At 62.6% G+C, this 26516-nt stretch carries 22 protein-coding genes; 12 read left to right on the top strand and 10 right to left on the bottom strand.

Going from position 1 to position 26516, the window contains the following annotated elements; all coding sequences use genetic code 11:
* Positions 1–14: 14 nt before the first annotated feature.
* Positions 15–920, bottom strand: coding sequence for a helix-turn-helix transcriptional regulator (locus DD235_RS16165; protein WP_146193527.1), 906 nt, complete (start codon positions 918–920; stop codon positions 15–17).
* Between the two features lie 143 nt (positions 921–1063).
* Between DD235_RS16165 and DD235_RS16160 the strand changes: the two genes are divergently transcribed.
* Genes DD235_RS16160 through DD235_RS16150 form a run of 3 tightly spaced genes read left to right on the top strand, consistent with a single transcriptional unit; the run spans position 1064 to position 5452 of the window.
* Entirely contained in the window at positions 1064–3097 is a 2034-nt protein-coding gene (locus DD235_RS16160) for a TonB-dependent receptor (protein ID WP_109063152.1), read from the top strand.
* Position 3098: 1 nt separating this feature from the next.
* Positions 3099–4163, top strand: a complete 1065-nt coding sequence (locus DD235_RS16155) for a class I SAM-dependent methyltransferase (protein ID WP_109063151.1) — start codon at positions 3099–3101, stop codon at positions 4161–4163.
* Positions 4163–5452, top strand: a complete 1290-nt coding sequence (locus DD235_RS16150; RefSeq protein WP_109063150.1) for an MFS transporter — start codon at positions 4163–4165, stop codon at positions 5450–5452. The genes DD235_RS16155 and DD235_RS16150 overlap by 1 nt, the downstream gene beginning before the upstream one ends.
* 143 nt (positions 5453–5595) lie before the next feature.
* Here the strand turns inward: DD235_RS16150 and gatB are convergent, their stop codons facing one another.
* Genes gatB through gatC form a run of 3 tightly spaced genes read right to left on the bottom strand, consistent with a single transcriptional unit; the run spans position 5596 to position 8881 of the window.
* Positions 5596–7044 (bottom strand): Asp-tRNA(Asn)/Glu-tRNA(Gln) amidotransferase subunit GatB, encoded by a 1449-nt coding sequence (gatB, locus tag DD235_RS16145; protein ID WP_109063149.1) that lies wholly within the window; start codon positions 7042–7044, stop codon positions 5596–5598.
* Positions 7041–8576: an Asp-tRNA(Asn)/Glu-tRNA(Gln) amidotransferase subunit GatA gene (gatA, locus tag DD235_RS16140; RefSeq protein WP_162300522.1), complete on the bottom strand. Its 1536-nt coding sequence runs from the start codon at positions 8574–8576 to the stop codon at positions 7041–7043. The genes gatB and gatA overlap by 4 nt, the downstream gene beginning before the upstream one ends.
* 2 nt (positions 8577–8578) lie before the next feature.
* Positions 8579–8881, bottom strand: coding sequence for an Asp-tRNA(Asn)/Glu-tRNA(Gln) amidotransferase subunit GatC (gene gatC / locus DD235_RS16135; RefSeq protein WP_109063147.1), 303 nt, complete (start codon positions 8879–8881; stop codon positions 8579–8581).
* A gap of 208 nt (positions 8882–9089) precedes the next feature.
* Here gatC and DD235_RS16130 point away from each other — a divergent pair, with 208 nt between their 5' ends.
* The 5 genes from DD235_RS16130 to rodA are packed head-to-tail and all read left to right on the top strand — an operon-like array spanning position 9090 to position 14758.
* Positions 9090–10133 carry a rod shape-determining protein gene (locus DD235_RS16130; protein ID WP_109063146.1) on the top strand — a complete coding sequence of 348 codons (1044 nt, stop codon included), beginning with the start codon at positions 9090–9092 and terminating at the stop codon, positions 10131–10133.
* Between the two features lie 28 nt (positions 10134–10161).
* The gene (mreC, locus tag DD235_RS16125; RefSeq protein ID WP_109063145.1) at positions 10162–11079 is read left to right on the top strand and encodes a rod shape-determining protein MreC; all 918 of its coding nucleotides are present in this window, start codon (positions 10162–10164) and stop codon (positions 11077–11079) included.
* The gene (gene mreD, locus DD235_RS16120; RefSeq protein ID WP_162300521.1) at positions 11076–11636 is read left to right on the top strand and encodes a rod shape-determining protein MreD; all 561 of its coding nucleotides are present in this window, start codon (positions 11076–11078) and stop codon (positions 11634–11636) included. Before mreC ends, mreD begins: the two co-directional genes overlap by 4 nt.
* A 12-nt stretch (positions 11637–11648) precedes the next feature.
* Positions 11649–13625: a penicillin-binding protein 2 gene (gene mrdA, locus DD235_RS16115; protein WP_109063144.1), complete on the top strand. Its 1977-nt coding sequence runs from the start codon at positions 11649–11651 to the stop codon at positions 13623–13625.
* Positions 13622–14758, top strand: a complete 1137-nt coding sequence (rodA, locus tag DD235_RS16110; RefSeq protein WP_109063143.1) for a rod shape-determining protein RodA — start codon at positions 13622–13624, stop codon at positions 14756–14758. The genes mrdA and rodA overlap by 4 nt, the downstream gene beginning before the upstream one ends.
* Before the next feature lies 1 nt (position 14759).
* On the opposite strand, the gene DD235_RS16105 is transcribed toward rodA, so the two are convergent.
* The gene (locus DD235_RS16105; RefSeq protein WP_239990193.1) at positions 14760–15176 is read right to left on the bottom strand and encodes a CPCC family cysteine-rich protein; all 417 of its coding nucleotides are present in this window, start codon (positions 15174–15176) and stop codon (positions 14760–14762) included.
* Between the two features lie 85 nt (positions 15177–15261).
* On the opposite strand from DD235_RS16105, the gene DD235_RS16100 reads away from it, so the two are divergent.
* Positions 15262–15684, top strand: a complete 423-nt coding sequence (locus tag DD235_RS16100) for a DUF2946 family protein (protein WP_109063142.1) — start codon at positions 15262–15264, stop codon at positions 15682–15684.
* 89 nt (positions 15685–15773) lie between these two features.
* Complete coding sequence (locus tag DD235_RS16095) at positions 15774–17831, top strand: TonB-dependent receptor (RefSeq protein ID WP_109063182.1); 2058 nt, start codon at positions 15774–15776, stop codon at positions 17829–17831.
* Positions 17832–17858: 27 nt separating this feature from the next.
* On the opposite strand, the gene DD235_RS16090 is transcribed toward DD235_RS16095, so the two are convergent.
* Positions 17859–19349, bottom strand: a complete 1491-nt coding sequence (locus tag DD235_RS16090) for a PepSY domain-containing protein (protein WP_109063141.1) — start codon at positions 19347–19349, stop codon at positions 17859–17861.
* A 217-nt stretch (positions 19350–19566) separates the two neighbouring features.
* Between DD235_RS16090 and DD235_RS16085 the strand changes: the two genes are divergently transcribed.
* Positions 19567–20475 carry a cation diffusion facilitator family transporter gene (locus DD235_RS16085; protein WP_109063140.1) on the top strand — a complete coding sequence of 303 codons (909 nt, stop codon included), beginning with the start codon at positions 19567–19569 and terminating at the stop codon, positions 20473–20475.
* 21 nt (positions 20476–20496) lie between these two features.
* Here the strand turns inward: DD235_RS16085 and mutY are convergent, their stop codons facing one another.
* The 4 genes from mutY to DD235_RS16065 form a co-directional block, all read right to left on the bottom strand.
* Positions 20497–21597 carry an A/G-specific adenine glycosylase gene (gene mutY / locus DD235_RS16080; protein WP_109063139.1) on the bottom strand — a complete coding sequence of 367 codons (1101 nt, stop codon included), beginning with the start codon at positions 21595–21597 and terminating at the stop codon, positions 20497–20499.
* Positions 21598–21601: 4 nt separating this feature from the next.
* A complete protein-coding gene (locus DD235_RS16075; RefSeq protein ID WP_109063138.1) occupies positions 21602–22510 on the bottom strand; it encodes a cell division protein FtsX in 909 nt (302 codons plus the stop codon).
* Complete coding sequence (locus DD235_RS16070) at positions 22507–23184, bottom strand: cell division ATP-binding protein FtsE (RefSeq protein ID WP_109063181.1); 678 nt, start codon at positions 23182–23184, stop codon at positions 22507–22509. Before DD235_RS16070 ends, DD235_RS16075 begins: the two co-directional genes overlap by 4 nt.
* An 88-nt stretch (positions 23185–23272) precedes the next feature.
* On the bottom strand, positions 23273–25186 hold the full coding sequence (locus DD235_RS16065; RefSeq protein WP_109063137.1) for a putative bifunctional diguanylate cyclase/phosphodiesterase: 1914 nt from the start codon (positions 25184–25186) through the stop codon (positions 23273–23275).
* Positions 25187–25327: 141 nt separating this feature from the next.
* Here DD235_RS16065 and DD235_RS16060 point away from each other — a divergent pair, with 141 nt between their 5' ends.
* Positions 25328–26515 (top strand): amino acid ABC transporter permease, encoded by a 1188-nt coding sequence (locus DD235_RS16060; protein WP_109063136.1) that lies wholly within the window; start codon positions 25328–25330, stop codon positions 26513–26515.
* Position 26516 lies beyond the last annotated feature (1 nt).

The following is a 26516-nucleotide window of genomic DNA, read 5'->3' as shown; positions in this document are numbered from 1 at the left end:
AATGCCGATACACCCTAGCCGTGTGCCGGCAGGTTGCGTGGCACCTTGAATACCGCTTTCGGCGGATAGCCGTGGAACCGGCTGAACGCGGCGCTGAAGTTGCTGGGATGGCCGTATCCGACGGCATAGGCCGCTTCGGCGACCTGGCAGCCGGCCTGCAGCAGCGCCTGCGCCTTGCGCATGCGCAGCATCAGCAGCACCTGTCCGGGGCTGGCCCGGAAACGCGTCGCAAATCCCTGGCGCAACTTGTTCACATTGAGGCCGACCCGGGCGGCCAGCGCCGTGATCGACAGCGGCTGGCCCAGTTCTTCCGCCAGCAACCGGTAGGCCAGGTCGATACGGTCCAATTCGCGCTGCCCCAGCGGGCGTTGCGAGTCGAGGGCGGCAGGTCCGACCGGCAATTGCCCGGCCAGCAACTGCAGCATCAGGATATGCAATTGCAGTCGGTCCGGCCGGGGCCGGCTGGCCTGGCACAGCAGTGCTTCGAGCGCGTTGTGATCACTGGATGACAACGGCCTGGCCGACAGTTGCAGGATGTCCGTGTCGGGCAGTGGCATATCGGTGCCTGGCTCGCAATACTGTGCCAGGGCATCCTGAGGCACGATCATGCGCAACTGCCGGACGGCACGCTTGCCCTGGTAGTGGCGTGCGCCATCGCTGGTGCGGAATGCCGTCAGGGTGGCATGGCCGGGCTTGAAAACCAGTTCGGTCCCGCTGCGGTTGCGGAAAGCCGATTCTCCTTCCAGGCCGAACGTCAGCACCATGAGTGGGCGTGCCGGTTGCTGGCGACTGGCTTCGGCCAGGTCGCGATCCGGTCGATACTCGGTATAGAGCAGCCGGAAGTCCTGGATGGCAGGCAAGGTGCGCGTGAGGCACGGACCTGTTTCCTGCCCGGTGACGTCGTCCTGTGCGGTTCGCATATGAAAGGATGCGGTTGCCATACGAATATGAATGATATTCATTATTGATGATGCCTATTATAGAGAGACGGCGGGCGTCTGTCCCGCAGTGATCGTTTTCCGGCAGGAGAGCGATCTTTCTTCTTTCTGTTTGGACGGTATCTATGGATATTTTTGCTGGGCCGGGCCGGCGCTTGGGCGTTGTGATTCTGGTGGCGGCGGGGGGCTGCAGTATCTTGTTGCCGTGGCGGGCGACGTGGGCGCAGCCGGCATCGGTGGACAGGTCCGGGCCGGCTGCGCTGGCTCCCATCGTGGTGAGTGCGCAGAAACGCGATCAACTGCTGCAGGACGTGCCTGCTGCCATTGCCGTGATCTCCGGTGACGACCTGCAGGCCGAGGGTGCGCAGGGGCTGGATGCCTTGCCCGGCATGATGACCGGGCTCGGTTTTCAGCCGATGGGGCAATCCGGCCTGATGCCGCCGGTGATGCGTGGGCTGAGTGCCAACGTGACCTCCTTTTCGTCGTCGGTGGCGCTGGTGGTGGATGGCGTGCCGACCTTGCGCGCGCAGGGTTTCGATGATCCCCTGCTGGGCGTGGAGCAGGTCGAGGTGCTGAAAGGGCCGCAGTCCACCTTGTACGGGCGCAATGCTGAGGCCGGCGTGATCAGTATCCAGACTCGCAAGCCCGGCAACGAGCCATATGCCATGGTGTCCGGTAACCTGGGCAACCACGGTCGGCGTGGACTGCAGTTCGATGTCAGTACCCCGGTGAGTGAAGACAGCCTGTATATCGGCGTGGCCGGTGGCGTGACCCGGCAGGATGGTTTCATCGACAATACCTACCGGGACGAAGAACTGGGCGGGCAGTTGCGCCGCAGCGGCAGGCTGGTTCTGCGCTGGACGCCCGGCGTGCGCACGGACGTGGTGCTGCGCCATACGCGGGCCGATTACGATGACGATGCCTCGCTGTGGGGGTCGCCGTCGGCACCACGCGCCGAAGTCCGCTCCGGCACGGATGGCTGGAATCGTTCCCGTGCCCGCACGCTGTCGCTGGATGTCGCCCATGAGTTCGAGTCAGGACTCAGGCTGCGTGCCATCAGTGCGCGCAATACCTACAAGGACGATTTGCAGCAGGATACCGATTTCATGCCGGCCGACATGATGCATATCGGCCGGGATCATGACTTCAAGGGCGTGTCGCAGGAATTGCGCCTTGAGGGCACGGCAGGCGAGGCAAGCTGGCTGGCGGGCCTCTACCTGGACCGGGATACCCAGGATCTGCGTTTTGCCCAGAAGACGCCGATGGCCCTGGTGCGCACCGAGGCGCGCCAGAAAAGCCGTACGTCGGCCCTGTTCACGCACTGGACCGTCCCGCTCGGCGGTGCCTGGTCGGTGACGGCGGGCGGGCGGATCGAGCACAGCAGCGTGGATTTCGACCTGCCGGGTGAAAGTGGGCAGTCGCGTGGATGGACCCGTTTTTCGCCCAAGCTGGCCGTTCACTATGCCTGGCGGCCCCAGACCGCTTTCTATGCCAGTGTCTCCGAAGGTTATCGCGCCGGGGGTTTCAATGCGTTCGCTCCGGCCGCTTACCGCGACTACGATCCCGAAAAGGTACTGGCGTTCGAAATGGGTGCCAAGGGCCATGCGTTTGACGAACGGCTGCAGTATGGTGCCTCGCTCTACTACATGACCATACGCCAGATGCAGGTACAGCAGATGGGCCTGCCTGGCCAGGTATTCATGACCAATGCCGCATCCGGCCGGTCGCTGGGGGCGGAGTTCGATATGTCGCTGTGGCTGGATCGGGGCTGGCAGTTGCAGGCAGGGCTGGCGTTCAACCAGAGCCGCTTCCGTCGCTTCCAGGATGGTACGGCCGATTATGGTGGCAACCGCAATCCGTTCTCGCCGCAGCTCAGCGGCTATGCCGGGTTGCGCTACCAGTCTGCCGGGGGCTGGTATGCCCAGGCCAGGGTGCAGGGAGCTGGCAAGGTATACCTGGATGCGGCGAATGACTATCGCCGCGCCGGGTTCGGCATCGTCAATCTCAGTGCCGGTTATCAGTTCGATACGGTCGATGCGACGCTGTACGTCAACAACGTGGCTGACCGGACCTACGATGCGATCGGCTTTCTCAACGGTCTCGTGACCATCTACAGCCCGCCGCGCGAGGTAGGGCTGCGACTGACCTGGAGGATGTGACATGACGAATGAAAATGAGACGGTTGCGATGCCGGACATGACCCAGACACACCCCCTTGATCCACTCTGGTCACTGTCGCTGATGTCGGTGCGGGCGGATGCGCTCGATACGGCACTGGAGCTGGGACTGTTCAGCCAGTTGCTGCGGCCGCAGACCGCAGCGACGCTGGCAGAATGCACACAGCTTGACGAAGCGGCGTTGCAGGCACTGCTGGACGTGCTCTGGAGCATGGGCCTTCTCCTGCGGCGGCGTTGCCATTCGCGGGTGCCATGCCGTTATGGCTTCGAACTGGCCGGTAGCATGATCCGTTGGTTGAACCCTGAGAGTCCTGAGTATTGCGGTGACTCGTTGCGCTTTCGTCTGCATTCGATGCGGCGTTTCGGGGCGCAGTTGCCGCAACTGCTGCGGCAGGGAAGCATGGCACCGGAGGCGGCAGGGCAATCCTCCTGGGCGCAGGCTGCGCAATCCCAGATATGGCAGGAGCAGGGTGCAGCGACGGCTGGCCTGGCGGTGCAGGCGGTACGGCAACTGAAGGAACTGGATGGGCCGCGCCGTTTCCTGGATATGGGCGGCGGGCCGGGTCGGGTGGCGATTGCACTGGCGCAGGACCAGCCGCTCTGGCAGGGCGTTGTCTTTGACCAGCCGGAAACGGCGGCAGTGGCCGGACAGGCGATTGCACGTGCCGGACTCTCTGACCGGGTGCGGGCGCAGGGCGGTGATATGGAGCAGACGCCGCTGGGTGGGGGCTACGATGTGATCTGGTGCTCGTCGGTCCTGCACTTTTGCGCCGATGTGCCGAAGATGCTGGCCCGGCTGTATGAAGCGCTGGCACCGGGCGGGTATCTGCTGGCGGCCCATGCCGAATTGCCTGATGATCGCGAGCTGGCAGCCCGGATTCTGCCGTATTACCTGCCGTTGCGCATGCGTGGCAGGACGCTGTGGCGGCAGGGCGAACTGGCCGTCATGATGCGGCAGGCAGGTTTCGGACGCCTGCACGAAACCATGCTGGAGAGTTATCCGCTGGCACCCGCCTGCCTGGTGAGCGGCCGCCGGGAGGCTGCGTGATGCGGGGGTTGCGCTGGCATCATGCGGCCTTCGGGCTGGCTAATCTGGTCCTGTTCACGCCCAGCGTATATCTGCTGCTGGGGCTGCCGCTGATCATGCGTCAGCATGGCTGGTCGGGCACGGAGATCGGGCTGTTCCAGCTGGCGGGATTGCCAGCCCTGCTGAAATTCCTGCTGGCCATGCCGGTGCAGCGCTGGGGTGGCGCACGGGGGCGATATGGTGCCTGGGCCTGGTGGCTGGGAGGCGGCTATGTACTGACGCTGCTGGCATTGTCGTGGGTGAATATCCATACGCCCCGGCCGTTGCTGTTCCTGCTGGCGACCGCTGCCGCGCTGATGTCGACCTGGGTCGATATTCCGGTCAATGCGGCCGCCTTTCGCATGATGCCGGAGCAGGAGCGGATGCGTGCCGGTGGTATCCGTTCTGCGGCGTTGTTCGTGGGCGGTATCCTGGGGGGCGGTGTCATGCTGCTGGTACAGCAGGCATATGGATGGGCTGCGCCCTTCATCCTGATGGCCGTGCTGGTGCTGGCAGTCCTGTGGCTGCTGTACCGGCTGGGTAGTCTGGAGGCGCAGGGAGGCCGGTGTACTGACCTGATGGTGCCGGAGGTGTCTGCGCCTGCGGCATCGCTGCCCGTCGGCAGCGTGACTGGCATGGCGGCGGCCCCACCGTGGCCGGGTCGGGCGCTGCGGGATTTCTTCGGACAGCCGGGGGCATGGCGCTGGGCCGGGTTGCTGCTGGCCTATTTTCCATTGTTGGCGGCCGCCTGGGTGTTTCTCAAGCCGATGCTGCTGGATCGTGGCTTCAGTGCCTCAGCGGTGGCCTGGATTGCGGGCGTGATGGGTGGCAGCCTGGGAGCCTGCGCGAGTTTGCTGGTGGCTCGTTGGGTGAGGGCTGGTCGTACGGACGCCATTCTGCCTGTCTCGGCGTTTTGCAATGTGATGGTCTTGGCGTTGATGGCCCTGGCGGTCTGGTTGCAGGCTGCCCGCCCCGTGCTGCTGGGGCTGGCCTTGTTGCTGGGGGCGGCCATGGGCGTGACATCGGCGCTGGTGTTCGGGCTGATGATGGATTTTGCCCGTCATGCACGCCAGGCGGTGGATTACGGCATTCAGTCCAGCCTGTTTGGATTGGGACGGGTCGCCATGCCGCCCGTGGCCGGTGTATTGGTCGATACGGTTCGTTATGAGGGCATGCTGGCCTGCCTGGCGCTGGGGGCAGGCGTGGTCTTTCTCGCCGTGCTGCGCGGTTGTGGTGCTGCGCGTGCTGTCAGGGCTGGCGGCACCGGCTGAGTGTGAAAGATGCCCCCACGCTGCGCCTGCGCCTTGCTGCCTCCCAGGGAGCACTTTTGCCCTGGGTGCAGCCCTGCAGTAAAAAATAACGCCCTCGCAGGCTGGGCCTGCAAGGGCGCATGAGGCATGCCGGGCAATCGTGCCTAGGCGCTCAGCTTGTCCTTGAGCAGGCTGTTGACCTGGGCCGGGTTGGCCTTGCCGCGGCTGGCTTTCATGATCTGGCCGACCAGCGAGTTGAACGCCTTTTCCTTGCCGGCCCGGAACTCCTCGACCGATTTGGCGTTGGCGGCCAGCACGTCGTCGATGATCTTTTCGAGCGCACCGCTGTCGCTGATCTGCTTCAGGCCCAGCGATTCGATCAGGGCATCCACATCGTCACCCTGGCCGGTCCAGATGGCGTCAAAGACCTGCTTGGCGGCATTGTTGGAGATGGTGCCATCGGCGATGCGCGTGACCAGTTGCGCCAGTTGCGCGCTGCCGATCGGCAGGCTGGCAAAGTCGAGGCCATCGTTGTTGATGCGCCGGGCCAATTCGCCCGTTACCCAGTTGCTGACCAGCTTGGGTTGGCCGCTGCTGCGGGCAGCAGCCTCGAAGAATGCGGCCGAGGCCTTGTCCTGCGTCAGTACACCGGCATCATAGGCCGACAGGCCATATTCCTGCTCGAAGCGGTTGCGCTGCGCATCGGGCAGTTCCGGCATGGTGGCACGGACTTCCTCGATCCATTCCGGCGTGATGATCAGTGGCGGCAGGTCGGGATCGGGGAAGTAGCGGTAATCGTGCGCGTCTTCCTTGCTGCGCATGCTGCGGGTTTCGTCGCGGTCGGCATCGTACAGGCGGGTTTCCTGCACCACGGTGCCGCCGTCCTCGATCAGTTCGATCTGGCGACGTGCCTCGAACAGGATGGCACGTTCCAGGAAGCGGAACGAGTTGACGTTCTTGATTTCGGCACGCGTGCCGAATTCCTTCTGGCCGACCGGGCGCACCGAGACGTTGGCATCGCAGCGGAACGAGCCTTCCTGCATGTTGCCGTCGCAGATGCCGAGCCAGACCACCAGGCTGTGCAGGGCGCGGGCATAGGCCACAGCCTCGGCCGCCGAGCGCATCTCGGGTTCCGACACGATTTCCAGCAGCGGCGTGCCGGCGCGGTTCAGGTCGATGCCGCTGGCGGGGATGCCGTTCATGTCGAGATGGTCGTCGTGCAGCGACTTGCCGGCGTCCTCTTCGAGGTGGGCACGGGTCAGGTTGATGCTGCGCAGTTCGCCGTCAAGCAGGAAACTGATGGTGCCGCCCAGTACGGTGGGCAGGTCGAACTGGCTGATCTGGTAGCCCTTGGGCAGATCGGGATAGAAGTAGTTCTTGCGGGCGAACACCGAGACGGGGGCTACCGTGCCACCGACGGCCAGCCCGAAGCGGATGGCGCGTTCGACGGCCCCCCGGTTGAGCACCGGCAGGACGCCAGGCAGGGCCAGATCGACTTCGTTGGCCTGGGTGTTGGGCTCGGCGCCAAAGCGGGTGCTGCTGCCGGAAAATATCTTGGATGCGGTGGAAAGCTGGGCGTGGGTTTCCAGGCCGATGACGATTTCCCAGTTCATGCGAGCTCCGGCGTGTGGGTGTGCCAGTCGGTGGCGTGTTGGTAGCAGTCGGCGATGGCCAGCAGGCGGCCTTCGTCGAAGTAGTTGCCGATCAGGTGCAGGCCGACCGGGCGGCGGGCATGGTCGCCCTGGCCGAAGCCGCAGGGGATCGACATGCCGGGCAGGCCGGCCAGGTTGACACCCAGCGTGTAGATGTCGGCCAGCCAGTCGGCGGTCGGATCATTCTGGTTGTCGCCCAGGTTGCGTGCCACGGTCGGGGCGACCGGTCCCATGATCACGTCGCACTGGCCGGCAAAGGCCTGCTGGAAATCCTGGGCAATCAGGCGGCGCAAGCGCTGTGCCTGGAGATAATAGGCGTCGTAGTAGCCATGCGACAGCACATAGGCACCGATCAGGATGCGGCGCTGCACTTCGGCACCGAAGCCCTCGGCGCGCGAGCGGGCGATCATGTCGTTGAGGTCGCCGAACTCGGCGGCACGGTGGCCGTAGCGCACGCCGTCGTAGCGCGACAGGTTGCTGGAGGCCTCGGCGGGCGCGATCACGTAGTAGGCCGGGATCGACAGTTCGGTCCGCGGCAGCGAGATATCGACCAGCGTTGCGCCCAGTGATTCGAACTGAGCCAGGGCGGCTTGTACGGCGGCGCGGACGTCATCGGCCAGGCCGGCACCGAAGAATTCGCGCGGCACACCGATGCGCAGCCCGGTCAGGGGACGCTCGCCCTGTGTCTGCTGGGTCGCCAGGGCCGCCTCGAAGGCGTCGCGCACACGACCGGACTCGTTGCGTGTGCCGTTGCAGGATGGCACGCTGGTGGCATCCGCAGGGTCAAAGCCGGACATGACGTCGAGCATTTCGACGAGGTCACGGGCGTGCCGTGCCAGGGGGCCGCCCTGATCGAGGCTGGAGCCGTAGGCGATCATGCCGAAGCGCGAGACGGTGCCATAGGTCGGCTTGATGCCACTGACGCCGCAGAACGAAGCCGGCTGACGGATCGAGCCGCCGGTATCCGTACCGGTCGTGGCCAGCACGTTGCGCGCGGCGACGGCGGCGGCCGAACCGCCCGACGAGCCACCGGCCACGGCGGCCGTGTCCCAGGGATTGCGCACGGCACCGAAGATGGTGTTTTCGTTGGCCGATCCCATGGCGAACTCATCGCAGTTGAGCTTGCCCAGCGAGACCGCACCGGCACCCCGCAGGCGGGCCACCACGGTGGCGTCGAACGGGCTGACGTAGTCCTTGAGCATGTTGCTGGCTGCCGTCGTGCGCCAGCCCTGCGTGACGAACAGGTCCTTGTGGGCGATCGGGATGCCGGCCAGCGGACCGGCCGAGCCGTCGGCCAGTGCAGCGTCGGCGGCGCGGGCCTGCTGCAGGGTCAGCTCGGGATCGATCTGCACGAATGCATTGAGGGTGGCATGGCGTGCCTGGGCAGCCTCGAGTGCGCTGCGGGCAACTTCCTCTGCACTCAGGCGTCGTGCACGCAGCGCCTCGCGCAGCGCGGCAATGCCGGCGAATTCGGTATGGATGGGATGCGACATGGTTATTCGATGACCTTGGGAACCAGAATCAGGCCGTCCTGGACGGCCGGGGCGTTGGCCAGCAGCGCCTCGCGGCTGCAGTTGCCGGGTGCGACGGCATCGTCTCGCAGCCGCAGGGCGACCTCGGCATGGGCCGCCAGTGGTGTGGCCAGGGGTTCGACATTGTGCGTGTCGACGGCCTGGAGCTGTTCGATCAGAGCCAGGATATCGTTGAGTTCACCCTGCACGGCTGTGCGCTGTTCGTCGCTGATGGCGATATTGGCAAGCCGGGCAATGCGGGTGACGTCTTGTTCGTTGAGCGCCATGTGATTTTGTAAGCAAGTATCAGGTGCATGGAGAGGCGACGATCCGCCGCCTGCCTGTATAGGCCGAGATTCCGGTTGTATGGCACGGAATGTCTCTTTGCCAAAAGTAATGCATTTATGGCAAACCCGAGGGTTTTGTATGCATGTATCGTACCGATTATAAGTTATGATTCATTGTTTACTTCACCCCCGTTCTGGCTGAATCCTCATGTTCGGATTTCTCCGCAGTTACTTTTCCAGCGATATGGCGATCGACCTCGGGACCGCCAACACGCTCATCTACGTTCGCGGCAAGGGCATCGTTCTCGACGAGCCCTCGGTCGTGGCCATCCGCCACGATGGTGGCCCGCATGGCAAGAAAGTGATCCAGGCCGTTGGCCACGAAGCCAAGCAGATGCTCGGGCGCGTACCCGGCAACATGGAGGCCATCCGGCCCATGAAGGACGGTGTGATCGCCGACTTCACCGTCACGGAACAGATGCTCAAGCAGTTCATCCGGCTGGTGCACCCCCGCAACATGCTGGCCCCGAGCCCCCGTATCATCGTCTGCGTGCCCTGCGGTTCGACCCAGGTCGAGCGCCGTGCAATCCGCGAATCCGCACTGGGTGCCGGCGCAAGCCAGGTCTACCTGATCGAAGAACCCATGGCTGCGGCCATCGGTGCCGGCCTGGCCGTGGCGGATGCCAGCGGCTCCATGGTCGTCGATATCGGCGGCGGTACCACCGAGGTCGCCGTGATCTCGCTGGGTGGCATGGTCTACAAGGGTTCCGTACGCGTGGGCGGCGACAAGTTCGACGAGGCTATCGTCAACTACATCCGTCGCAACTACGGCATGCTGATTGGCGAGCCCACGGCCGAACTGATCAAGAAAGAGATCGGTTCTGCCTTCCCCGGTTCCGAAGTGCGCGAGATCGAGGTCAAGGGCCGCAATCTGGCCGAGGGCGTGCCACGCAGCTTCACCGTGTCGTCCAACGAGATCCTTGAGTCGCTGACCGATCCACTCAACCAGATTGTCTCGGCCGTCAAGATTGCGCTCGAGCAGACGCCGCCCGAACTGGGCGCGGACATCACCGACAAGGGCATTGCCCTGACCGGTGGTGGTGCACTGCTGCGCGATCTGGATCGCCTGCTGCAGGAAGAAACCGGCTTGCCGGTCGTCGTGGCCGAGGATCCGCTCACCTGCGTGGTGCGTGGTTGCGGCGATGCACTTGAGCACCTGGAAAAGCTGGGTGCGATATTCATCAACGACTGACCGGGCCTGACGGTCCGCGCCCAGGCTGATGTCGGCACAAACCGCTCCCAGGCTTTTCCGGCATGGGTACTCGGCCGGCGTCCGTCTGCTGGTGCTGGTGCTGGCCGCGCTGGCGCTGCTGTTCTTCGACAGCCGCAGCAAGGTGCTTGAGCCGGTGCGGCAGGTCATCTCCACGGGGCTCTATCCTTTCCAGCGACTGGTTGCCTTCCCCGGCGATCTGGCTGCCGAAGTCAACGGCTGGATGAATGCTGCTGCCATGATCCGCCACGAAAACGAAGCGTTGCAGAGGCAGCGCATCGAGCTGGCGCAGGTCAGTACGTTGGCTGCGCAGCTTGCCATCGAGAATGGCCAGTTGCGGCGCCTGCTGGGGGTAGTCGATACGCTCGATGAATCGGCTGCCGTGGTCGAGGTGCTCTATGAGCCGGCCCATCCTTTCCAGCAGCGGCTGGTGTTCAACAAGGGTTCTCATGACGGCATTGCACCAGGCATGCCGGTGATCGACGAGGGCGGTGTCATCGGGCAGATCATCCGTGTCACGCCTTTCACCGCAGAAGCCGCCCTGCTGACCGATGAACTGGTCTCCATCCCGGTACAGACCTTGCGCAATGGCTTGCGCCTGATCACCTTCGGTGGCAATCAGCCGGGCCAACTTGAAGTCCGCTACGTGGCATCCAATGCCGATATCGAAACAGGCGATGTCCTGGTTACCAGCGGCGTCGGAGGCTGGTTCCCGGCCGGTCTGCCGGTGGGCAAGATCGAGGACATCGAGCGCGATTCCGCCAGCGGCTTTGCCCGTGCCACAGCAGTCCCGTTGGCGCATCCCGAGCGCTATCGCCATTTCCTGGTCCTGAAAACGGACCCGCAGCAATCATTGTCACAGGAAGGGCAGGAAGTGGAGCCGGCCGACGCGCCCGCAGCACCCGCCCAGGAAGAGGTGGCACCATGAGCCAGGATCGACGGATGCATGCGGCGCGACCCATCAAGCCCCGCGCCCGCATCGAGCCGGAGCAGATGAGTCGTCCGCTCAGCGGCCGGCTGGTCTGGGGGTCGCTGGCGCTGGTCTGGCTGCTGTCACTGGTGTTCTGGCGTGGCGGCGACATGCGTCCCGACCTGCTGTTGGTCACGCTTGCCTTCTGGTGCGTGCATGCGCCCAGCCGGGTAGGACTGATCACGGCTTTCCTGCTGGGTCTGGTCATGGATGTGCATGATGCCGCACCATTGGGCGGGCAGGCACTTGACTATACGCTGGTGGCCTATGCGGCATGGCTGCTGCACCGTCGGTTGCAGCATTTCGATCTGTTCGGCCAGGCAGTGCACATGTTTCCTGCTTTCATCGTGGCGCACTTCATCACGGCCGTGCTCTACAGCATTATCCACGGTGCCTGGATCGGCTGGGGCTGGCTGGTGGGGGCTGTGCTGACTGCCCTGCTGTGGCCGGTAATCGGCTGGCTGCTGTTGCTGCCCCGGCGGCACGCCGGTGATGCCGACCGGGCCAGTAACTGACGGAGCGCGGCCATGTTCGAATTCAAGGGCATCGGTCAGTTTCAGCGGCAGCGTTTTCGGTTGCGGGTGGGGGTTGCGCTGCTCGTGACGTTGCTGGGGCTCGGGGTGCTGGGCTGGCGTTTCTGGTTCCTGCAGGTCGAGCGCCATGAGGGGCTGGCTGCCCGGGCTGATCGCAATCGCCTGGCCATCGTGCCGCTGCCACCGCGGCGCGGCGACATCCTGGACCGCAATGGCGAGGTGCTGGCTCGCAATTACCGGACCTATACGCTTGAAGTCGTGCCGGCACATGCTGGCGACATCGACGAACTGCTCCAGAAGCTGTCTCCCGTGGTCTATATCTCGCCGGTCGAGCAACGCCGTTTCCTGCGGCGTGTGCAGGAGTCTGGGCGTTATGCCCGCATTCCATTGCGTACCAGCCTTAACGACACCGAAGCGGCCTGGTTTGCCGTCAACGGCTGGCAGTTCCCGGGCGTCAACCTGCATGCTCGCTGGGTGCGGGAGTATCCGCATGGCGAGGTGGCCGGCCATGTGCTGGGCTATATCGGCCGCATCGACGACAAGGACGTCGAGTGGCTGGAGGAAACGGATCAGCTTGCCAACTATCGTGGTTCCGACGTAATAGGCAAGAAGGGCGTCGAAAAGACCTGGGAATCCAGCTTGCACGGACAGACCGGCTTCGAGGAAGTCGAGGTGACGGCCACGGGCCGGCCTGTGCGCACGCTGCGGCGTGTCGATCCCGAGCCTGGCAAGGATCTCATGCTGTCCATCGACCTCGGGCTGCAGCAAATGGCCGAGGGGCTGTTCGCTGGCAGGCGGGGTGCCCTGGTGGCTATCGAACCGGAAACCGGCGAAGTACTGGCCTTTGTGTCCCAGCCGTCGTTCGACCCGAACCTGTTTGTCGATGGCATCGATGTCGAAAACTGGAAACAGTTGCGCGATTCGCCTGATCACCCGCTGCTCAATCGTCCACTCTACGGCACCTATCCGATCGGTTCGACCTACAAGCCGTTCGTGGCGCTGGCAGCCCTGGAACTAGGCAAGCGGCGGGCGACGGATCGTTTCTACGATCCCGGATTCTTCGAGTTCGCCGGCCAGAGATTCCGCAATGCGGGGTCTGCAGCCTATGGTTCCATTGACCTCAATCGGGCGCTGGCGGTGTCCTCTGATACGTATTTCTATGCGTTGGGACCGGATATCGGCGTCGATGCTTTGCACGATTTCATGCAGCCTTTCGGCTTTGGGCAACTGACCGGTATCGATCTCGATGGCGAGCGGCGCGGCATCCTGCCTTCGACAGACTGGAAGCGGAATTATTACCGGGAGCGTGAGCAGCAGCGCTGGTATACCGGCGAGACCATTTCCGTGATGGTGGGGCAGGGCTACAACGCCTTTACCCTGCTGCAACTGGCGCATGCCACGTCGGTGCTGGCCAATGATGGCGTCGTCATGAAGCCGCACCTGGTGCGGGCCGTGCGCGAGGCCGGCCAGGACATCGAAAAGGATGTGGTCACAGAGCCGACCAATATCATTCCGCTGCAGCAGGCCAACCTCGATGCGGTCAAGCAGGCGATGGTCGCAGTCACCCAGACGGGGACGGCCCGGCGCGCCTTTGCCGGCACCCCTTACAGTGTGGCTGGCAAGACGGGGACAGCCCAGGTGTTCAGTCTGCGTGGCGGCCAGTACCGTGCCAGCCAGATCGACGAGCGCTTGCGCGACCATGCGCTTTTCATGGCCTTCGCGCCTGCAGAAAAGCCCAAGATTGCCCTGGCGCTGATTGTCGAGAATGCTGGTTGGGGGGCCTCCATCGCGGCACCCCTGGCCCGTCAGGTGTTCGATTATTGGCTGGCCCGACCGGAGCATGCCGCACCGGCTGCGGTGCTGGATCGCGCCGCGGCTGCCTCTGATGTCGATGTGGTGCGTGCATCCGCTCGCTCGCAGGCATCGGCTGCCGCGACCGCTGCAGGCACGCAGGCCGAGGAGGCGCTGTGAGAAGACTGGGACAGTGGCTGTGGCGTATCGTGACGGTTTTCGACTGGCCGCTGCTGGGGTTGCTGGCCATGCTCGCAGGTCTGGGCATGACCATCATGTATTCTGCCGTCGGCAATACCGGCGGCCGTTTTGACGATCAGTTGCGCAACCTGATGCTGGCTCTGGTAGCAATGTGGGCCGTGGCGCTGGTGCCGCCGGCGTGGCTGCGCAAGTTCGCCGTGCCATTCTATGTGCTGGGTGTCATCCTGTTGCTGGGCGTCGAGTTCTTTGGCGAGACCAGCAAGGGTGCCACGCGCTGGTTGCATCTTGGTGTGGTGCGGATTCAGCCTTCCGAAATGCTCAAGATTGCCGTGCCGCTGATGCTGGCCTGGTATTTCCACCGCAATGACCAGCAACTGCGCATCCGAGATTTCCTGGTGGCGATCGTGCTGCTGGGTATTCCCTTCATCCTGATCGTCAAGCAGCCGGATCTGGGAACGGCCCTGCTGGTGCTGGGCACCGGATTTTTCGTGATCTATTTCGGTGGACTGTCGTTCAAGCTGCTGGTACCGGTCACGGTGATCGGCATTGCCGTGCTGGCCGTGGTCGTCGTGAACGAGGATGCCCTGTGCGAACCGGGTGTCGACTGGGTGGTTCTGCACGAGTATCAGAAGCACCGTGTCTGCACGCTGCTCAACCCTGGTTCTGATCCGTTGGGCAAGGGTTTTCATACCATACAGTCGATGATTGCCATCGGTTCGGGGGGACTGTATGGCAAGGGCTACATGCAGGGCACGCAGACGCACCTGGACTTCATCCCGGAACGGACGACCGATTTCGTGCTGGCGGTCTTTGCCGAAGAGTTCGGCCTGTACGGCTGCATCATGCTGCTGGTGCTCTATCTGCTGCTGATCCTGCGAGGCCTGGTGATCGCCTGGCAGGCCGACACCCAGTTCGGTCGCCTGCTGGCCGGGGCATTGTCGATGATGTTTTTCATCTATGTATTCGTCAACGTCGGCATGGTCACGGGCGTGCTGCCCGTGGTGGGCGTGCCGTTGCCTTTTCTGAGTTATGGCGGCACGGCCTTGCTGACGCTGGGCATTGCCTGCGGGATACTGATGAGTATCAGCCGGCATCGCGAAACGTCGGATTGATTTATTCGGTTCTCAGCCAGTAGTACAGATCTGTCATCGAGTGCGTGGCCTGCGGATGGGACGGCTCTGTGTCAGCATCGGGAAGATGGACTTTGCGCATCCACAATGGAAACCAGCGCTCGTCCCTGATGTCATCTGGCGTAATTGTCCGGGTTTTGGATGCCATGGCCCGGTCGCATGCGCCGAACTGGATAAAGTTGACCTGTGCTGTCAACAGGCTGGATGGGTTGGCTCCGCCCGACTGTTCAGGGTAATACAGCTGGAATCCATCATCTTCCCAGAAGCAAATAGGGCAGATGTCATAGGAGCCGGGAGGCTCTGAAAACATCAGGTAGCCACAGCATGGACAGGTGAACAGATTGTGCTGTGCGGATTCATTTTGCGGCATGTTGGCAGTCAGATGGGGAGGGTGCTGCATGTGATTTTATGAAGCCGGGATTTCATGGAAATCATTGATTTATGCTTGGTTTTGACCTGAATTCCCTGTGCTAGAATCAGCCACCATGTTGCGCATACGTTTCAATCTGTATCGACGGCTTGCCTCACAATTGTTGTTGTGGCCCTTGTTGTTCGTACTGGCGTTGCGTGCCCTGGTGCCTGTTGGCTATATGCCTGGCCAGGGCGTGCAAGAGCACGGTTTTGGCTTTGATCTGTGCGTGGGCTCGGATCGGAGCAGCCAGGAAATTCTGGCCAGTTGGCAAGCACAGAGCGCCGATGCCGAAGACGGCGGCGTGGCGGGTTCTACGCCCTGCGCGTTCTGTCTTCTGACGTTCCTGTCCGCAGATCTGCCACCCTCGGGTGTGGCCGCCAGCGTACCCTTTTTCTTTCTGATTGCCGATCTGCTGCCTGTTGGCACGGCTGTCGCCAGACTGCCGCAGGCAGTCGGCTCCCCTCTTGGGCCTCGCGCTCCACCTGCCTTCCTGTGACCTGAGTTTTCCATGATTTGTCCTGCGGGATTGCCGCAGGGTTTTCTTTGCTCATTTCGCAGGGCCGGCGTGCTCCGCCGGTATGTTTCATGAAGATCAATTTCACATGCACCCCCCTGGTGTTGGCATTGGGGTGTGCGTTGACGGCTGTCAGCCCGTTTTCTGCCTTGGCCCAGGCCGTCTCGCCAGATCGGGCAGATGGCCCTTCCACTGTGCTCTCACTGGGGCAGATCACGGTACCCAGCAGCACGGTGGGCATGCAGAGCGTGACTGACATCCTGACCTCGGTGGATGTGCTGGGTGCCGACCGGGTGGAGGGCCAGCATGTTGACTATAGCTGGGAGCTGTTCAGCCAGGCTCCGGGCGTGCAGGTGACGGAGTTCAAGCAGGGGACGGATGCCGGACGCATTTCATTTCGGGGTTTCAATGCAGAAGGCCGCATCAATGCCGTCAAGCTGCTGATCGACGGAATCCCCAGCAATGAAAATGGCGGCGGCATGGCCTATCTGGATGGCGTCTTTCCGCTCAATATCGATGCCATTGAAATCGTGCGGGGGACCAATGACCCCCGCTATGGGCTCTACAACATTGCCGGCAACGTCAATGTACTGACTCGTACCGGCGGCAATGATGGTCAGGCCAGTATGACCGTAGGCAGTTTTGGCACGCGTGAGGTGCAGATCGCCAAAGGGCACGAAACAGATAGCTGGACCCAGAACTACACGCTGGCCTGGCGTGAGTCGGACGGTTACCGGGATCATGCCGATGCCCGCAAGTTTGCCCTTTCCGGCAAATGGACGCATACCAGCGATGATCAGCGCTGGGTGACAGGGCTGAGTGTGCGAGGGTATCGCAACAGGGCACTGGAAGCCGGCTACCTGACTGAGCAGCAAGCCCTGGATGATCCGCGCATGTCGCCGGAGTATGTGTCGGCAGACAGGGGGAAGCGAGATATCGGACAAATCAGTCTGCTGCTGGACGGGCAGTTGAGTGACACCTTGGCCTGGTCATCGCGGGTCTATTTCAACCATTACGAAAATGATCGATGGGTTCGCTTCACAGAGGCGGGCGCGCAGCAGGAGCGCTACAACCGTGAGGCACATTACGGTGTCCTGTCTCATCTGAACTGGGCACCCGTGGCCGATGGCTGGCAGAATGTCATGGTCGAAGTCGGTGCCGATCTGCAGCGGCAAGACAATACCAACCGACGCAACCGGACAGTCGAGCGCACCACGATCAGTCCGCTGCGAGACTGGGATTACACGCTCGATACAGCCGGTGCCTATGTGCAGGTCGTCTGGCAGCCGACAGAGCGTCTCAAGCTGATTCCAGGCTACCGTATCGACCATATCGGCGGCCACTTTGATGACAGGCTGACCGGGCAGTCGGCGTCGACCTATGACTATGGGCTGATCCGCCAGCCCAAGCTGAGTGCTCTGTATGAACTGACCGAGCAGGCCAGCTTCTATGCCAACTGGGGGCGTACCTTCCAGATCGGCGTGGGACGGGATAGCTATCGGGTGAACCAGACCCAGCTCAAACCGTCCATCAATACAGGCTGGGAGGCTGGCATCAAGTGGCAGCCTCTGGAGAGCCTGAGCATGCGTCTGGCTTACTGGGAGCAGCGTGCGACCGATGAAGTTCATACGGTATTGGGCATCACGGGTACTGCCGGCGATGTTGCCAATATTGGCAAGACCCTGCGCAAGGGGTTTGATGTCCAGGCCAATGTGTTGATTGATTCAACATTGTCGGCCTGGCTGTCCTATTCGCACCAGAGTGCCAGGATTGTCGAGCCGGCACCCGATGCGCAGGCCAGTCGTGGCCGCCAGGTCGAGAACGTACCGCGCTATCTGGTCGGGTTCGGCGTGGACTGGCGTCCATTGCCGCGCTGGAAATTCTCTGCCTGGGGGAATGGTCAGGGCAGCTATTATGTGGAGCGCAACAATACGGAAGGCAAGTTCGGCCAATATTTTGTCTTGAACCTTGGGGCAACCTATACCTGGCGACCGGATCTGGATATCGGTGTGCAGATCAAGAACGTGACAGACCGGAATTATGCATACGCCTGGTATGACAGTGGGTCCAGAGGGTTTTCCCCGGCAGATGGGCGCGGGCTGTATGCAACGCTGAACTGGCAATTCTGATATCCGGACAGGTGCGGGTTCCTTTGTTCAAGGCTGTTGGCGTCGCAAGTGGCGCCAGCCTATGACCACGCCCGTCAGGCACACAACAATTCCACCGAGGCTCAACAGAATCAGCAAAATGTCTCGCGTGCGTGGATATGCCAGCAATGGGGGCGTATCCCAGCTATGCAGGAAATAGAAAAGCCAGCGCCATGTGCGCTGGGCCCTGCTCAGTACGGTTGAAACCTCGCCGGTACGCAGGTCGATATAGATACGCGTGTGTGCGGGATCGTCAAAGTCCAGGCGCAATGCGGGCAGCCGCTGTATGGCTGCGCCATTCATGGCTTCCTGATGGCGTTGGTAGTAGTAGGCATCAAAGCTGGCCAGCATGCGGTGTTCTGCCAGAGGCCAGGGCAGCAGCTTGCGGGCTGCCGGCAGTACGTCCGGGATTGACCAGGATTGCCGGATTTCCAGCCCGGCCTGGCCCGCCACCACCAGCCGGGTCTGGGCCTGGGCATCATGGGCCAGTACATAGTCCATGGCATCGAGTCGCATCCACTTGAGCTCTACGGCGTCAAACGCCTGTGCCTGTAGACGCACCAGGATTGTGGCGGGATTGGCCAGGGCCGGGTTTCTGGCTGTTTCGGGGCCTTGATAGGCCTGCAGATCGGGTTTGACGGTCTCTGAGAAAATGATCCCGGCCGGGTTCATGGCCATCAGGCCACTGAAAATCCAGGTGCAGACAATGGCACCGAACAGCAAACCGATCATGTGATGCCACCGCATCCAGCCTTCAGGATAGGGGCTGCGGCGGCCGGAGCGATAAGGCCGGCTGAATCGCCAGCGCCAGACACCGACGACCATGCCGCTGATGGACGACAAAAGTCCGATGCCGGATAGCGCGATGATGATCCAGTTCCAGACCGGATCGGTAGAGTGATTTCTGAAAGGATACAGCCAGTGCATCCAGGCACCGACATAGTTCCAGTATTGCTGTCCCTGTGGCGCATCCAGTACGACCTGCGCCGTGGAAGAAGAAACATACAGCAAGCCGGCATTGGGGGATTGTGTGCCTATTCTGTGCAGGGGGCGATGTTTGTCCAGGCTGCGCGAATGTGTCCAGCGATCCTCCTGGATGAGCGCGTCATAGTGCATGGGCGTATTCGGCAGGTACGCTTGCGCGGCTGTCAATGCAATGGCAGGTGCCGTGGCGTCGATGTTGCGGGCGTCGTTGGCATTGTTGCTGTGCAGGCCGTCTGTCTGTGAGGCAGTGACATAGGCTGGTTGTCGACCTATGGACGTGAGGCTGATCTCCTCGCCGGGCTGCTGGCGTGTGTCTGTTGAGAGTGGCTGGTATGCAAACTGTGCCTCAAGGACAGGAAGGGCTGCCAGGCGTTCCCAGGGTGTCAGTTTGGGATAGCCGACGAACAGCATGGTGATGCCGCTGACAAACCAGCACAGCATGAGCAGGCAGCCGACAATGCCTGTCCAGCGATGCAATAGGTAGGTCAGTCGAACGATACGAGTGCGTATCTTCATTGAACAACGGATTTCATGGTGCGACGGCTTCGAATATCAGCCGCCAGTAGAGCATGTCCGAAGTGGTGGTTTGTTTGATCATCCGCAAGTTGGTTGGGCAATTATGCGTGTGCCGGATGCCTGTATGAAGCCCGTGTCGATGCAATGCTGCCATCTGGCGATATGATGCCGCATGGCGTGTACGACATGCCCCTGGAGCAAGAGAGCCATTTTTGCCATGACTATCGTCCGCAGATCCCTGGCGCGCTATGCGCTGCTGTCCATTGCCGGTGCGATACTGACCATCGGCCTCAAAGGCTGGGCCTATCAACTGACAGGCTCGGTCGGCCTGTTGTCGGACGCGCTGGAGTCGGTCATCAACCTGGTGGCGGCCGTCTTGGCGCTGGTGGTATTGATCATCGCCGCGCGCCCCGCAGATGCGGGTCACCCCTTCGGACATGAAAAGGCCGAGTATTTCGCCAGCGGGGCCGAAGGCCTCCTGATCCTGGTGGCCGCAGTACTGATCATCGATTCGGCATTGCCGCGCCTGTTCGATCCTCAGCCGCTGGATCAGGCCGGGCTGGGCATCGCCATTTCGGCACTGGCCTCCCTGGTCAATTATGGCATTGCACGGGTACTGGCGCAGGCCGCACGCCGATACGAATCGGTGACACTGGCGGCTGATGCCCGGCATCTGATGACCGATGTCTGGACCACGGCCGGTGTGCTGGCCGGCGTGGCGGCGGTGGCCTTGACCGGATGGCACTGGCTGGACCCGGCGATTGCCCTGGCCGTTGCCCTGCATATCATCTGGGCAGGCTGGCATCTCGTGCGCGACGCCATCGATGGCCTGATGGACAAGGCACTGCCTGCAGAGGAACAGGCCGCGCTGGTGCAGGTGCTGGAAGGCTACTGCGAGCGCGACAAGGTGCAATACCATGCACTGCGCACGCGCCGGGCGGCTTCGCGCCGTTTTGTGTCGGTGCATATCCTGGTGCCGGGGGCCTGGAGCGTGCAGCAGGGACATGATCTGCTGGAGCGGATCGAGGCCGATATGCGTGCGCGGCTGTCCGGCATGACTGTCGTCACGCATCTGGAGCCGCTGGAGGATCCGGTGGCCTGGGATGATCCCGGCCTGGATGGCTGATACCGCGCCGGGGCGCGAGCTTCAGGTGTCGATCAGACTGTTCTGTTGCGACGCATAGAGCCCGGAGAGCAGTTTTTCGACCGGGGCGGGCAAACCAAGGTGCGCCAGCTTTTGCCGTTCGGTCCACACCATATCGGGCGGGGCAGGCGGGCAGGGGGCTTCGGTGTTCACCTGCAACAGCCAGGGCTGTATGGTCAGCCGGAAATGCGTGAACACGTGCTCGAACGCAGCCAGTTCGGTCCCTGCATCCAGTGGTGCTGGAGATGTGGGTGGGCGGTGAACGGCAGACCACAGCAGCTGGTGGGTCGACTCTGCCGGCGTTTGTGATTCATCCGCTTCCGGCAGGCTCCACAGGCCGCCCCAGATACCCTGGGCGGGCCGGCGCTGCAACAGCACGGATGTGCCGTACTCGATGATCAGCATCCGGGTACTGCGGCGTGGTTGAGCTTTGCGTGCGCGAGGCGTGGGCAGCAGGTGTTGGCGTCCCTGGATGCGGGCCTGGCAGTGGCCCTGCAACGGACAGATCGTACAGGAGGGGCGGCTGCGTGTGCAGAGCGTGGCACCCAGATCCATCAGGCCTTGTGTGTAGGCGGGCATGTCGTCGCCCTGTTCGGGCAACTGGGTCTCTGCCAGCGTCCAGAGGCGATTTTCGACATCCTTGCGACCGGGGTCGCCCTCAATCGCAAAGTAGCGGGAGAATACCCGCTTCACGTTGCCGTCCATGATGGGACTGCGTTCATGCGCAGCAAAGGCGGCCACGGCAGCCGCCGTGGAGCGGCCGATGCCGGGCAGGGTGATCAGGTCGGCCGCACGCGTTGGGAAGTGGCCGTTCCATGCCTGCATGACGGTTTGCGCACACTTGTGCAGGTTGCGCGCCCGGGCGTAGTAGCCCAGTCCGGCCCAGAGGGCGAGTACATCGTCCTGCGGGGCGGCAGCCAGGGCAGCCACGTCGGGAAAGCGCGCCAGGAAACGTTCGTAATAGCCGATGACCGTGCTGACCTGTGTCTGCTGGAGCATGATCTCCGACAGCCAGATACGGTAAGGGTCACGCGTATTTTGCCAGGGCAGCGTATGGCGTCCATGCACTCGCTGCCAGGCGATCAGGTCTGCGGCCAGGCTCATGGACTCAGAAGTGGGTACTGCGCGTGACCGACCAGCGTGCCGACAGGGCTCCCAGCAGGGCAATGGCCAGGATCGCAGTCAGCAGCCAGCCAGCCGGGGGCAGGCGCAGGATGAATTCGGCGTCGTAGCTGCGCGCCAGATCGAACAGGGCCCGGTTCAGCGGCCGGAGTGCCAGGGCGCTGAGCACGATGGCCATCAATGCCGCCAGGGTGCAGGTGAGCGCACCCTGGTACAGGAACGGACGCCGAACGAAGGATTCGGTCGCGCCCAGCAGGCGCGCCACCGAGATTTCCTCGCGCTGCGACAGCGCCTGCATGCGTACGGTGTTGAACACGGTCGCCAGCACGACCAGCGCGACGCCCAGCGCCAGCAGTCCCAGTCCGATGCGGCCAAAGCGCAGCAGCGCTTCGAGGCGCTGCACCCAGGCGCTGTCGAGCTGGACGCGCTCGACGCCTGGCCACTGGCCCCATTGGCGAGCCAGCAGGTCGGCCTGCGAGGCAATGTCGTCGGCATCTCGCAAGGTGGCGACGATGGCGTCGGGCAGTGGATTGTCGGGCAGCGCAGCCAGGGCATTGGACCAGGCCGGATGCGCCTTCAGCTCGGCCAGGGCCGCTTCGCGGGGCACCACACGCACGGATTCGATCAGATCGGCATGTTCGGTCTTGATACGGTCTGCCAGCCCGGTCCGTTCGGCGGGGGCGATGTCGATCTTCAGGAACAGAGTCAGCTCTGGCTGGATGGAGACCTCGCGGGCCACGGGTTGCACCGATTGCAGCACGCTGGCCCCCAGCAGCGGGATGGCCAGCGCCAGGGCGATCACCAGCAGGTTGCTGAGCGAAGAGAACGGCTGGGCCAGGAAGCGCCGCAGCGTGATGCCGAGCGCGTAGCGGTGTTGTTGCAGCAGCGTTTTCATGCCGGCTCCCCTGCTCGCAGGTCAAAGAAGCGGCCGGGTTCGACCCGCAGGATACGGGTGGCGTTTTCGGCCATCAGGGCCTCGTCGTGGGTGGCGATCAGGGTGGTGACGCCGACCTGGTTGAAATCGCGGAAGACCGACATGATCAGACGGGCACTGTCTTTGTCGAGGTTGGCGGTGGGCTCATCGGCAATCAGGATGGCCGGACGGTTGACGATGGCCCGGGCGATGGCCAGGCGTTGCTGCTCGCCACCGGAGAGTTCGATCGGGTTGAAGTTTTCCTTGTCGAGCAGGCCGACCTTGCCCAGCGCCGCCCGTGCCCGTGCTGCTGCCGACTGCGGGGACTGGCCGGCGATGATCAGCGGCAGGATGACATTCTGCAGCACACTGCGGTCGAACAGCAGGTGGGTATCCTGCAGGATGATGCCGACAGCGCGGCGCAGGTAGGGCAGGGCGCGTGCCGGTAGCTTGTCGATCCGCTGGCCATTGACCTGTACCGAACCGCGGCTGGCATGTTCAAGGCCGGCGATCAGCTTGAGCAGCGTCGATTTGCCGGCACCCGAAGGCCCGGAGATGAACACCAGTTCGCCTGCGCCGATGCGCAGGCTGATATCCGCCAGGATATTGCGGCTGTTGCGACCGTAGGACTTGAAGACGTGCTGGAGCTCGATCATGATGACACGCAAAAGGGCCAGCCGCCATATTAACGCCGATTGCCTGCGTCGAGGCTGCTTCAGCGCTTTCCACGCATTGCGTTACAGATCAGAAAAAAGTGTCGAGCTGCGAGGCAGGAAGCGGTCTGGAGAACAGATAGCCCTGCACATGACGGCAGCCCAGGCTGCGCAGGGTATCCAGTTCTGCTCCCGTCTCCACGCCTTCCACGACGCAGTCCAGGCCCATTTCCTGGCTCAGGCTCAGGAGCGAACGGACGATCTTGTAGCTGGCGGGGTTGTCCTGGATATGGGTCACGAAACTGCGGTCGACCTTGATGGTGGTCAGTGGCAGCGTATGCAGCCGGATCAGGCTTGAGTAGCCGGTGCCGAAGTCATCGAGTGCCAGGCCGCAGCCCAGTTGACGGAGCTTGTCGACGGCCGCCTTGGCCTGGTCGAAATGCGTGGTCATGGCTGTTTCGGTTATTTCGAGCTGCAGACGTGATGGATTGATGGCGTTGCGCTGGATGATATCGAGGATGCGGCGGATGTGGGTTGGTGAGTTGATGTCGTGCGCCGACAGGTTGAAGGACAGGTAGATGTGCGCAGGCCAGAGTCGGGCGGTGTCCAGGGCTTTCTGCAGCAACAGCAATGTGATCTGGCTGATCAGACCGGTGCGTTCGGCAATGGGGATGAATGCGCCGGCGGGGATGTCGCCGAGCATCGGATTGTGCCAGCGTGCCAGGGCCTCGAAGCCGGCGGCCTTGCCGGTGGTGATGTCGACGATGGGCTGGAAGGCGAGCGAGAGTTCGGCGCTCAGATCGGACGTGAGCAGTGCCTGTTCGATCAGCGCGTTGCGGCAGATTTCCTCATGATGCTGGCGCGAGAACAGGATGGCGTGTCCGCGCTGGGCCTTTTTGCTGGCATAGAGGGCGTAGTCGGCATATTCGAACAGCGTTTCGGCATCGGCGGCGATATCGGGAGCGCTGGCAAAGCCGATCGAGGCCGAGATCTGCACCTGGACATCATCGATTGCGAAAGGGACCCGGATGGCGGCGCAGAGATCTTCTCCCAGCCGCAGTAATTCGGCATCGTCATGCGGATGCGAGATGATGACGGAAAATTCGTCCCCGCCCAGCCGGGCCAGAAAAAAATGGTTGTCGCAGACCGCCTGCAGTCTTTGGCCGACCTGGTTGAGCAGGCGATCCCCCAGCGTGTGGCCGTGGATGTCATTGACCGGTTTGAAGCCATCGAGATCCATGATGCCCACGCTCAGGCGCGTGTCGTTGAGACAGGTCTGGATATGCAACTGGTGCAGCGTCGAGAAAAAACTGCGCCGGTTGGGCAGGCCGGTCAGGCTGTCCATGTTGGCGAGCCGGAAATTCTCATTGCTGAGGGCCTGTGTCTGGTGTTGCGCCTGTACGGTGCGGGTGAAGTCTTTGTAGTACACGGACAGCAGGATCAGCATGACGATCGATACCAGCACGGTATTGATGGTCATGGAAATAAAAGAGGGGTGGCCGGAGATGCCGAAGAATATGGCAAAGGCAGTATTGACGATCAAGGCCACGATCAGCGCGGCCGAGCGCAGGTGCATCAGGCAGAAGATGCAGCCGATCACTGTGATCGCCATGTAGAATGCCACATGCCCCTGCATGTAGGGATCGCCGTAGGGAAACAGCGTCAGGCTCCACAGCACGAAGGCCGCTGCCAGCAGAGCCGCCAGCCAGTTGGTCTGGACCAGCATCCGCCGGGCCTGCTGCGGCGTGGGCGATAGCTTGCGCGAACGCCACCAGAGCAGCAGGCGCATGATGCAGATCATGGTCAGCGCCAATGGCGCATAGACGCCCAGCTCTATCGGCAGACTATGGATATGACCTGACGTGATGGCCCAGGTGTTGACCAGCAGCAGGCAGTACAGAATGGGAATATGCCTGGACAGGGCGCGGCACTGCGCCACCAGCAGATGCGGGTCGGAGGGTACCGAGAGCAGGGTGGCGATTTTGTTCTGAAGCTTGTGCAGCATGAATGTTAGATTGCTTCATACGCATGTGCCCCCCAAGGCGATATTGCCTTACACGCGCATTTATTACATTTGGTAAGTGATGTGCAAGATAGCATAGTCGCGGGATACAGCCAATAGACCTAAGTTGTATAGAAACTATCGATGCAGTACGAATTCCTACCTGTTCTGGCACGTCTGCGTGCCGCACTGTCCTGGCGTCGGCCCGGTGTCCGGGCCTTTGTCTACCAGGTGTTGCTGGTGGCGCTGGTCTGCTGCGGTGTCTGGTATCTGGTATCAAATACGCTGGCCAATTTGACGGCACGCAATATCGCCACCGGTTTTGGTTTCCTGCAGGGCGAGGCGGGCTTTGCCATCGGTGAAGCGTCGATTGCCTACGCGCCTGCCGATACCTATGCGCGTGCCATTCTGGTAGGGATCGTCAATACGCTCAAGGTGGCACTGGCCGGCATCGTGCTGGCGACGCTGCTGGGCACGCTGGTCGGCATCGCACGACTGTCACGCAATTGGCTGGTGGCCCGGCTGGCGGCGGTCTATGTCGAAGTCATGCGCAATATTCCGCTGCTGCTGCAGCTCTTTTTCTGGTATGCCCTGATCACGGAAAGTCTGCCGGGTCCGCGCCAGGCGCTCAACCCCTTGCCTGGTGTGTTCCTGTCCAATCGGGGGCTGCAGTTTCCGGCGCTGGTGGGCGATAGCCTGCCGTGGCTGGCTGTCGGGCTGGCTGCGGCGATCGTGGTTGGTGTGTTTTTTGGCCGCTGGTCGCGCCGCAGGCAGGCGGCAACGGGCCAGGCATGGCCGATGGCCCGGACTTGGCTGCTACTGGTGATATTTGGGCCGCTGGCAGGCTGGCTGCTGTCCGGTGCGGCCCTGGCACTGGATATGCCGACGCTGCGCGGTTTCAATTTCACTGGCGGTATGCAACTCACGCCTGAGCTGGCAGCTTTGCTGGCGGGGTTGGTGATCTATACCTCCGCCTTCGTCGCCGAAGTGGTGCGGTCGGGCATCCAGGCCGTGGCAGACGGGCAGTGGGAGGCGGCCAATGCGCTGGGCCTGAAACGGCACCTGGCGCTGCGGCTGGTGATTCTGCCGCAGGCCTTGCGCGTGATCGTGCCGCCCATGACCAGTCAGTACCTGAACCTGACCAAAAACAGTTCACTGGCCGTGGCGATCGGTTATCCGGATATCGTGTCCGTGCTCAATACCGTGATCAATCAGAGCGGACAGGCTATCGAGGGCGTGCTGATTATCATGGCCGCCTACCTGACGGTGAGCCTGACCATTTCGGTCTGCATGAACTGGTACAACCGGCGCCTTGCCCTGGCGGAGCGCTGAG

It is taken from the genome of Corticimicrobacter populi (assembly GCF_003123725.1).
Lineage (GTDB): Bacteria > Pseudomonadota > Gammaproteobacteria > Burkholderiales > Burkholderiaceae_B > Corticimicrobacter > Corticimicrobacter populi.
Note: the sequence above shows the minus strand (reverse complement) of the source record. Positions and strands in the feature narration are given on the sequence as shown.

Coding starts and splice junctions, on each gene's coding strand:
- DD235_RS16165 (WP_146193527.1), bottom strand. CDS start 920: ATGCGAACCGCACAGGACGACGTCACCGGGCAGGAAACAGGTCCGTGC.
- DD235_RS16160 (WP_109063152.1), top strand. CDS start 1,064: ATGGATATTTTTGCTGGGCCGGGCCGGCGCTTGGGCGTTGTGATTCTG.
- DD235_RS16155 (WP_109063151.1), top strand. CDS start 3,099: ATGACGAATGAAAATGAGACGGTTGCGATGCCGGACATGACCCAGACA.
- DD235_RS16150 (WP_109063150.1), top strand. CDS start 4,163: ATGCGGGGGTTGCGCTGGCATCATGCGGCCTTCGGGCTGGCTAATCTG.
- gatB (WP_109063149.1), bottom strand. CDS start 7,044: ATGAACTGGGAAATCGTCATCGGCCTGGAAACCCACGCCCAGCTTTCC.
- gatA (WP_162300522.1), bottom strand. CDS start 8,576: ATGTCGCATCCCATCCATACCGAATTCGCCGGCATTGCCGCGCTGCGC.
- gatC (WP_109063147.1), bottom strand. CDS start 8,881: ATGGCGCTCAACGAACAAGACGTCACCCGCATTGCCCGGCTTGCCAAT.
- DD235_RS16130 (WP_109063146.1), top strand. CDS start 9,090: ATGTTCGGATTTCTCCGCAGTTACTTTTCCAGCGATATGGCGATCGAC.
- mreC (WP_109063145.1), top strand. CDS start 10,162: ATGTCGGCACAAACCGCTCCCAGGCTTTTCCGGCATGGGTACTCGGCC.
- mreD (WP_162300521.1), top strand. CDS start 11,076: ATGAGCCAGGATCGACGGATGCATGCGGCGCGACCCATCAAGCCCCGC.
- mrdA (WP_109063144.1), top strand. CDS start 11,649: ATGTTCGAATTCAAGGGCATCGGTCAGTTTCAGCGGCAGCGTTTTCGG.
- DD235_RS16105 (WP_239990193.1), bottom strand. CDS start 15,176: ATGCAGCACCCTCCCCATCTGACTGCCAACATGCCGCAAAATGAATCC.
- DD235_RS16100 (WP_109063142.1), top strand. CDS start 15,262: ATGTTGCGCATACGTTTCAATCTGTATCGACGGCTTGCCTCACAATTG.
- DD235_RS16095 (WP_109063182.1), top strand. CDS start 15,774: ATGAAGATCAATTTCACATGCACCCCCCTGGTGTTGGCATTGGGGTGT.
- DD235_RS16090 (WP_109063141.1), bottom strand. CDS start 19,349: ATGAAGATACGCACTCGTATCGTTCGACTGACCTACCTATTGCATCGC.
- DD235_RS16085 (WP_109063140.1), top strand. CDS start 19,567: ATGACTATCGTCCGCAGATCCCTGGCGCGCTATGCGCTGCTGTCCATT.
- mutY (WP_109063139.1), bottom strand. CDS start 21,597: ATGAGCCTGGCCGCAGACCTGATCGCCTGGCAGCGAGTGCATGGACGC.
- DD235_RS16075 (WP_109063138.1), bottom strand. CDS start 22,510: ATGAAAACGCTGCTGCAACAACACCGCTACGCGCTCGGCATCACGCTG.
- DD235_RS16070 (WP_109063181.1), bottom strand. CDS start 23,184: ATGATCGAGCTCCAGCACGTCTTCAAGTCCTACGGTCGCAACAGCCGC.
- DD235_RS16065 (WP_109063137.1), bottom strand. CDS start 25,186: ATGCTGCACAAGCTTCAGAACAAAATCGCCACCCTGCTCTCGGTACCC.
- DD235_RS16060 (WP_109063136.1), top strand. CDS start 25,328: ATGCAGTACGAATTCCTACCTGTTCTGGCACGTCTGCGTGCCGCACTG.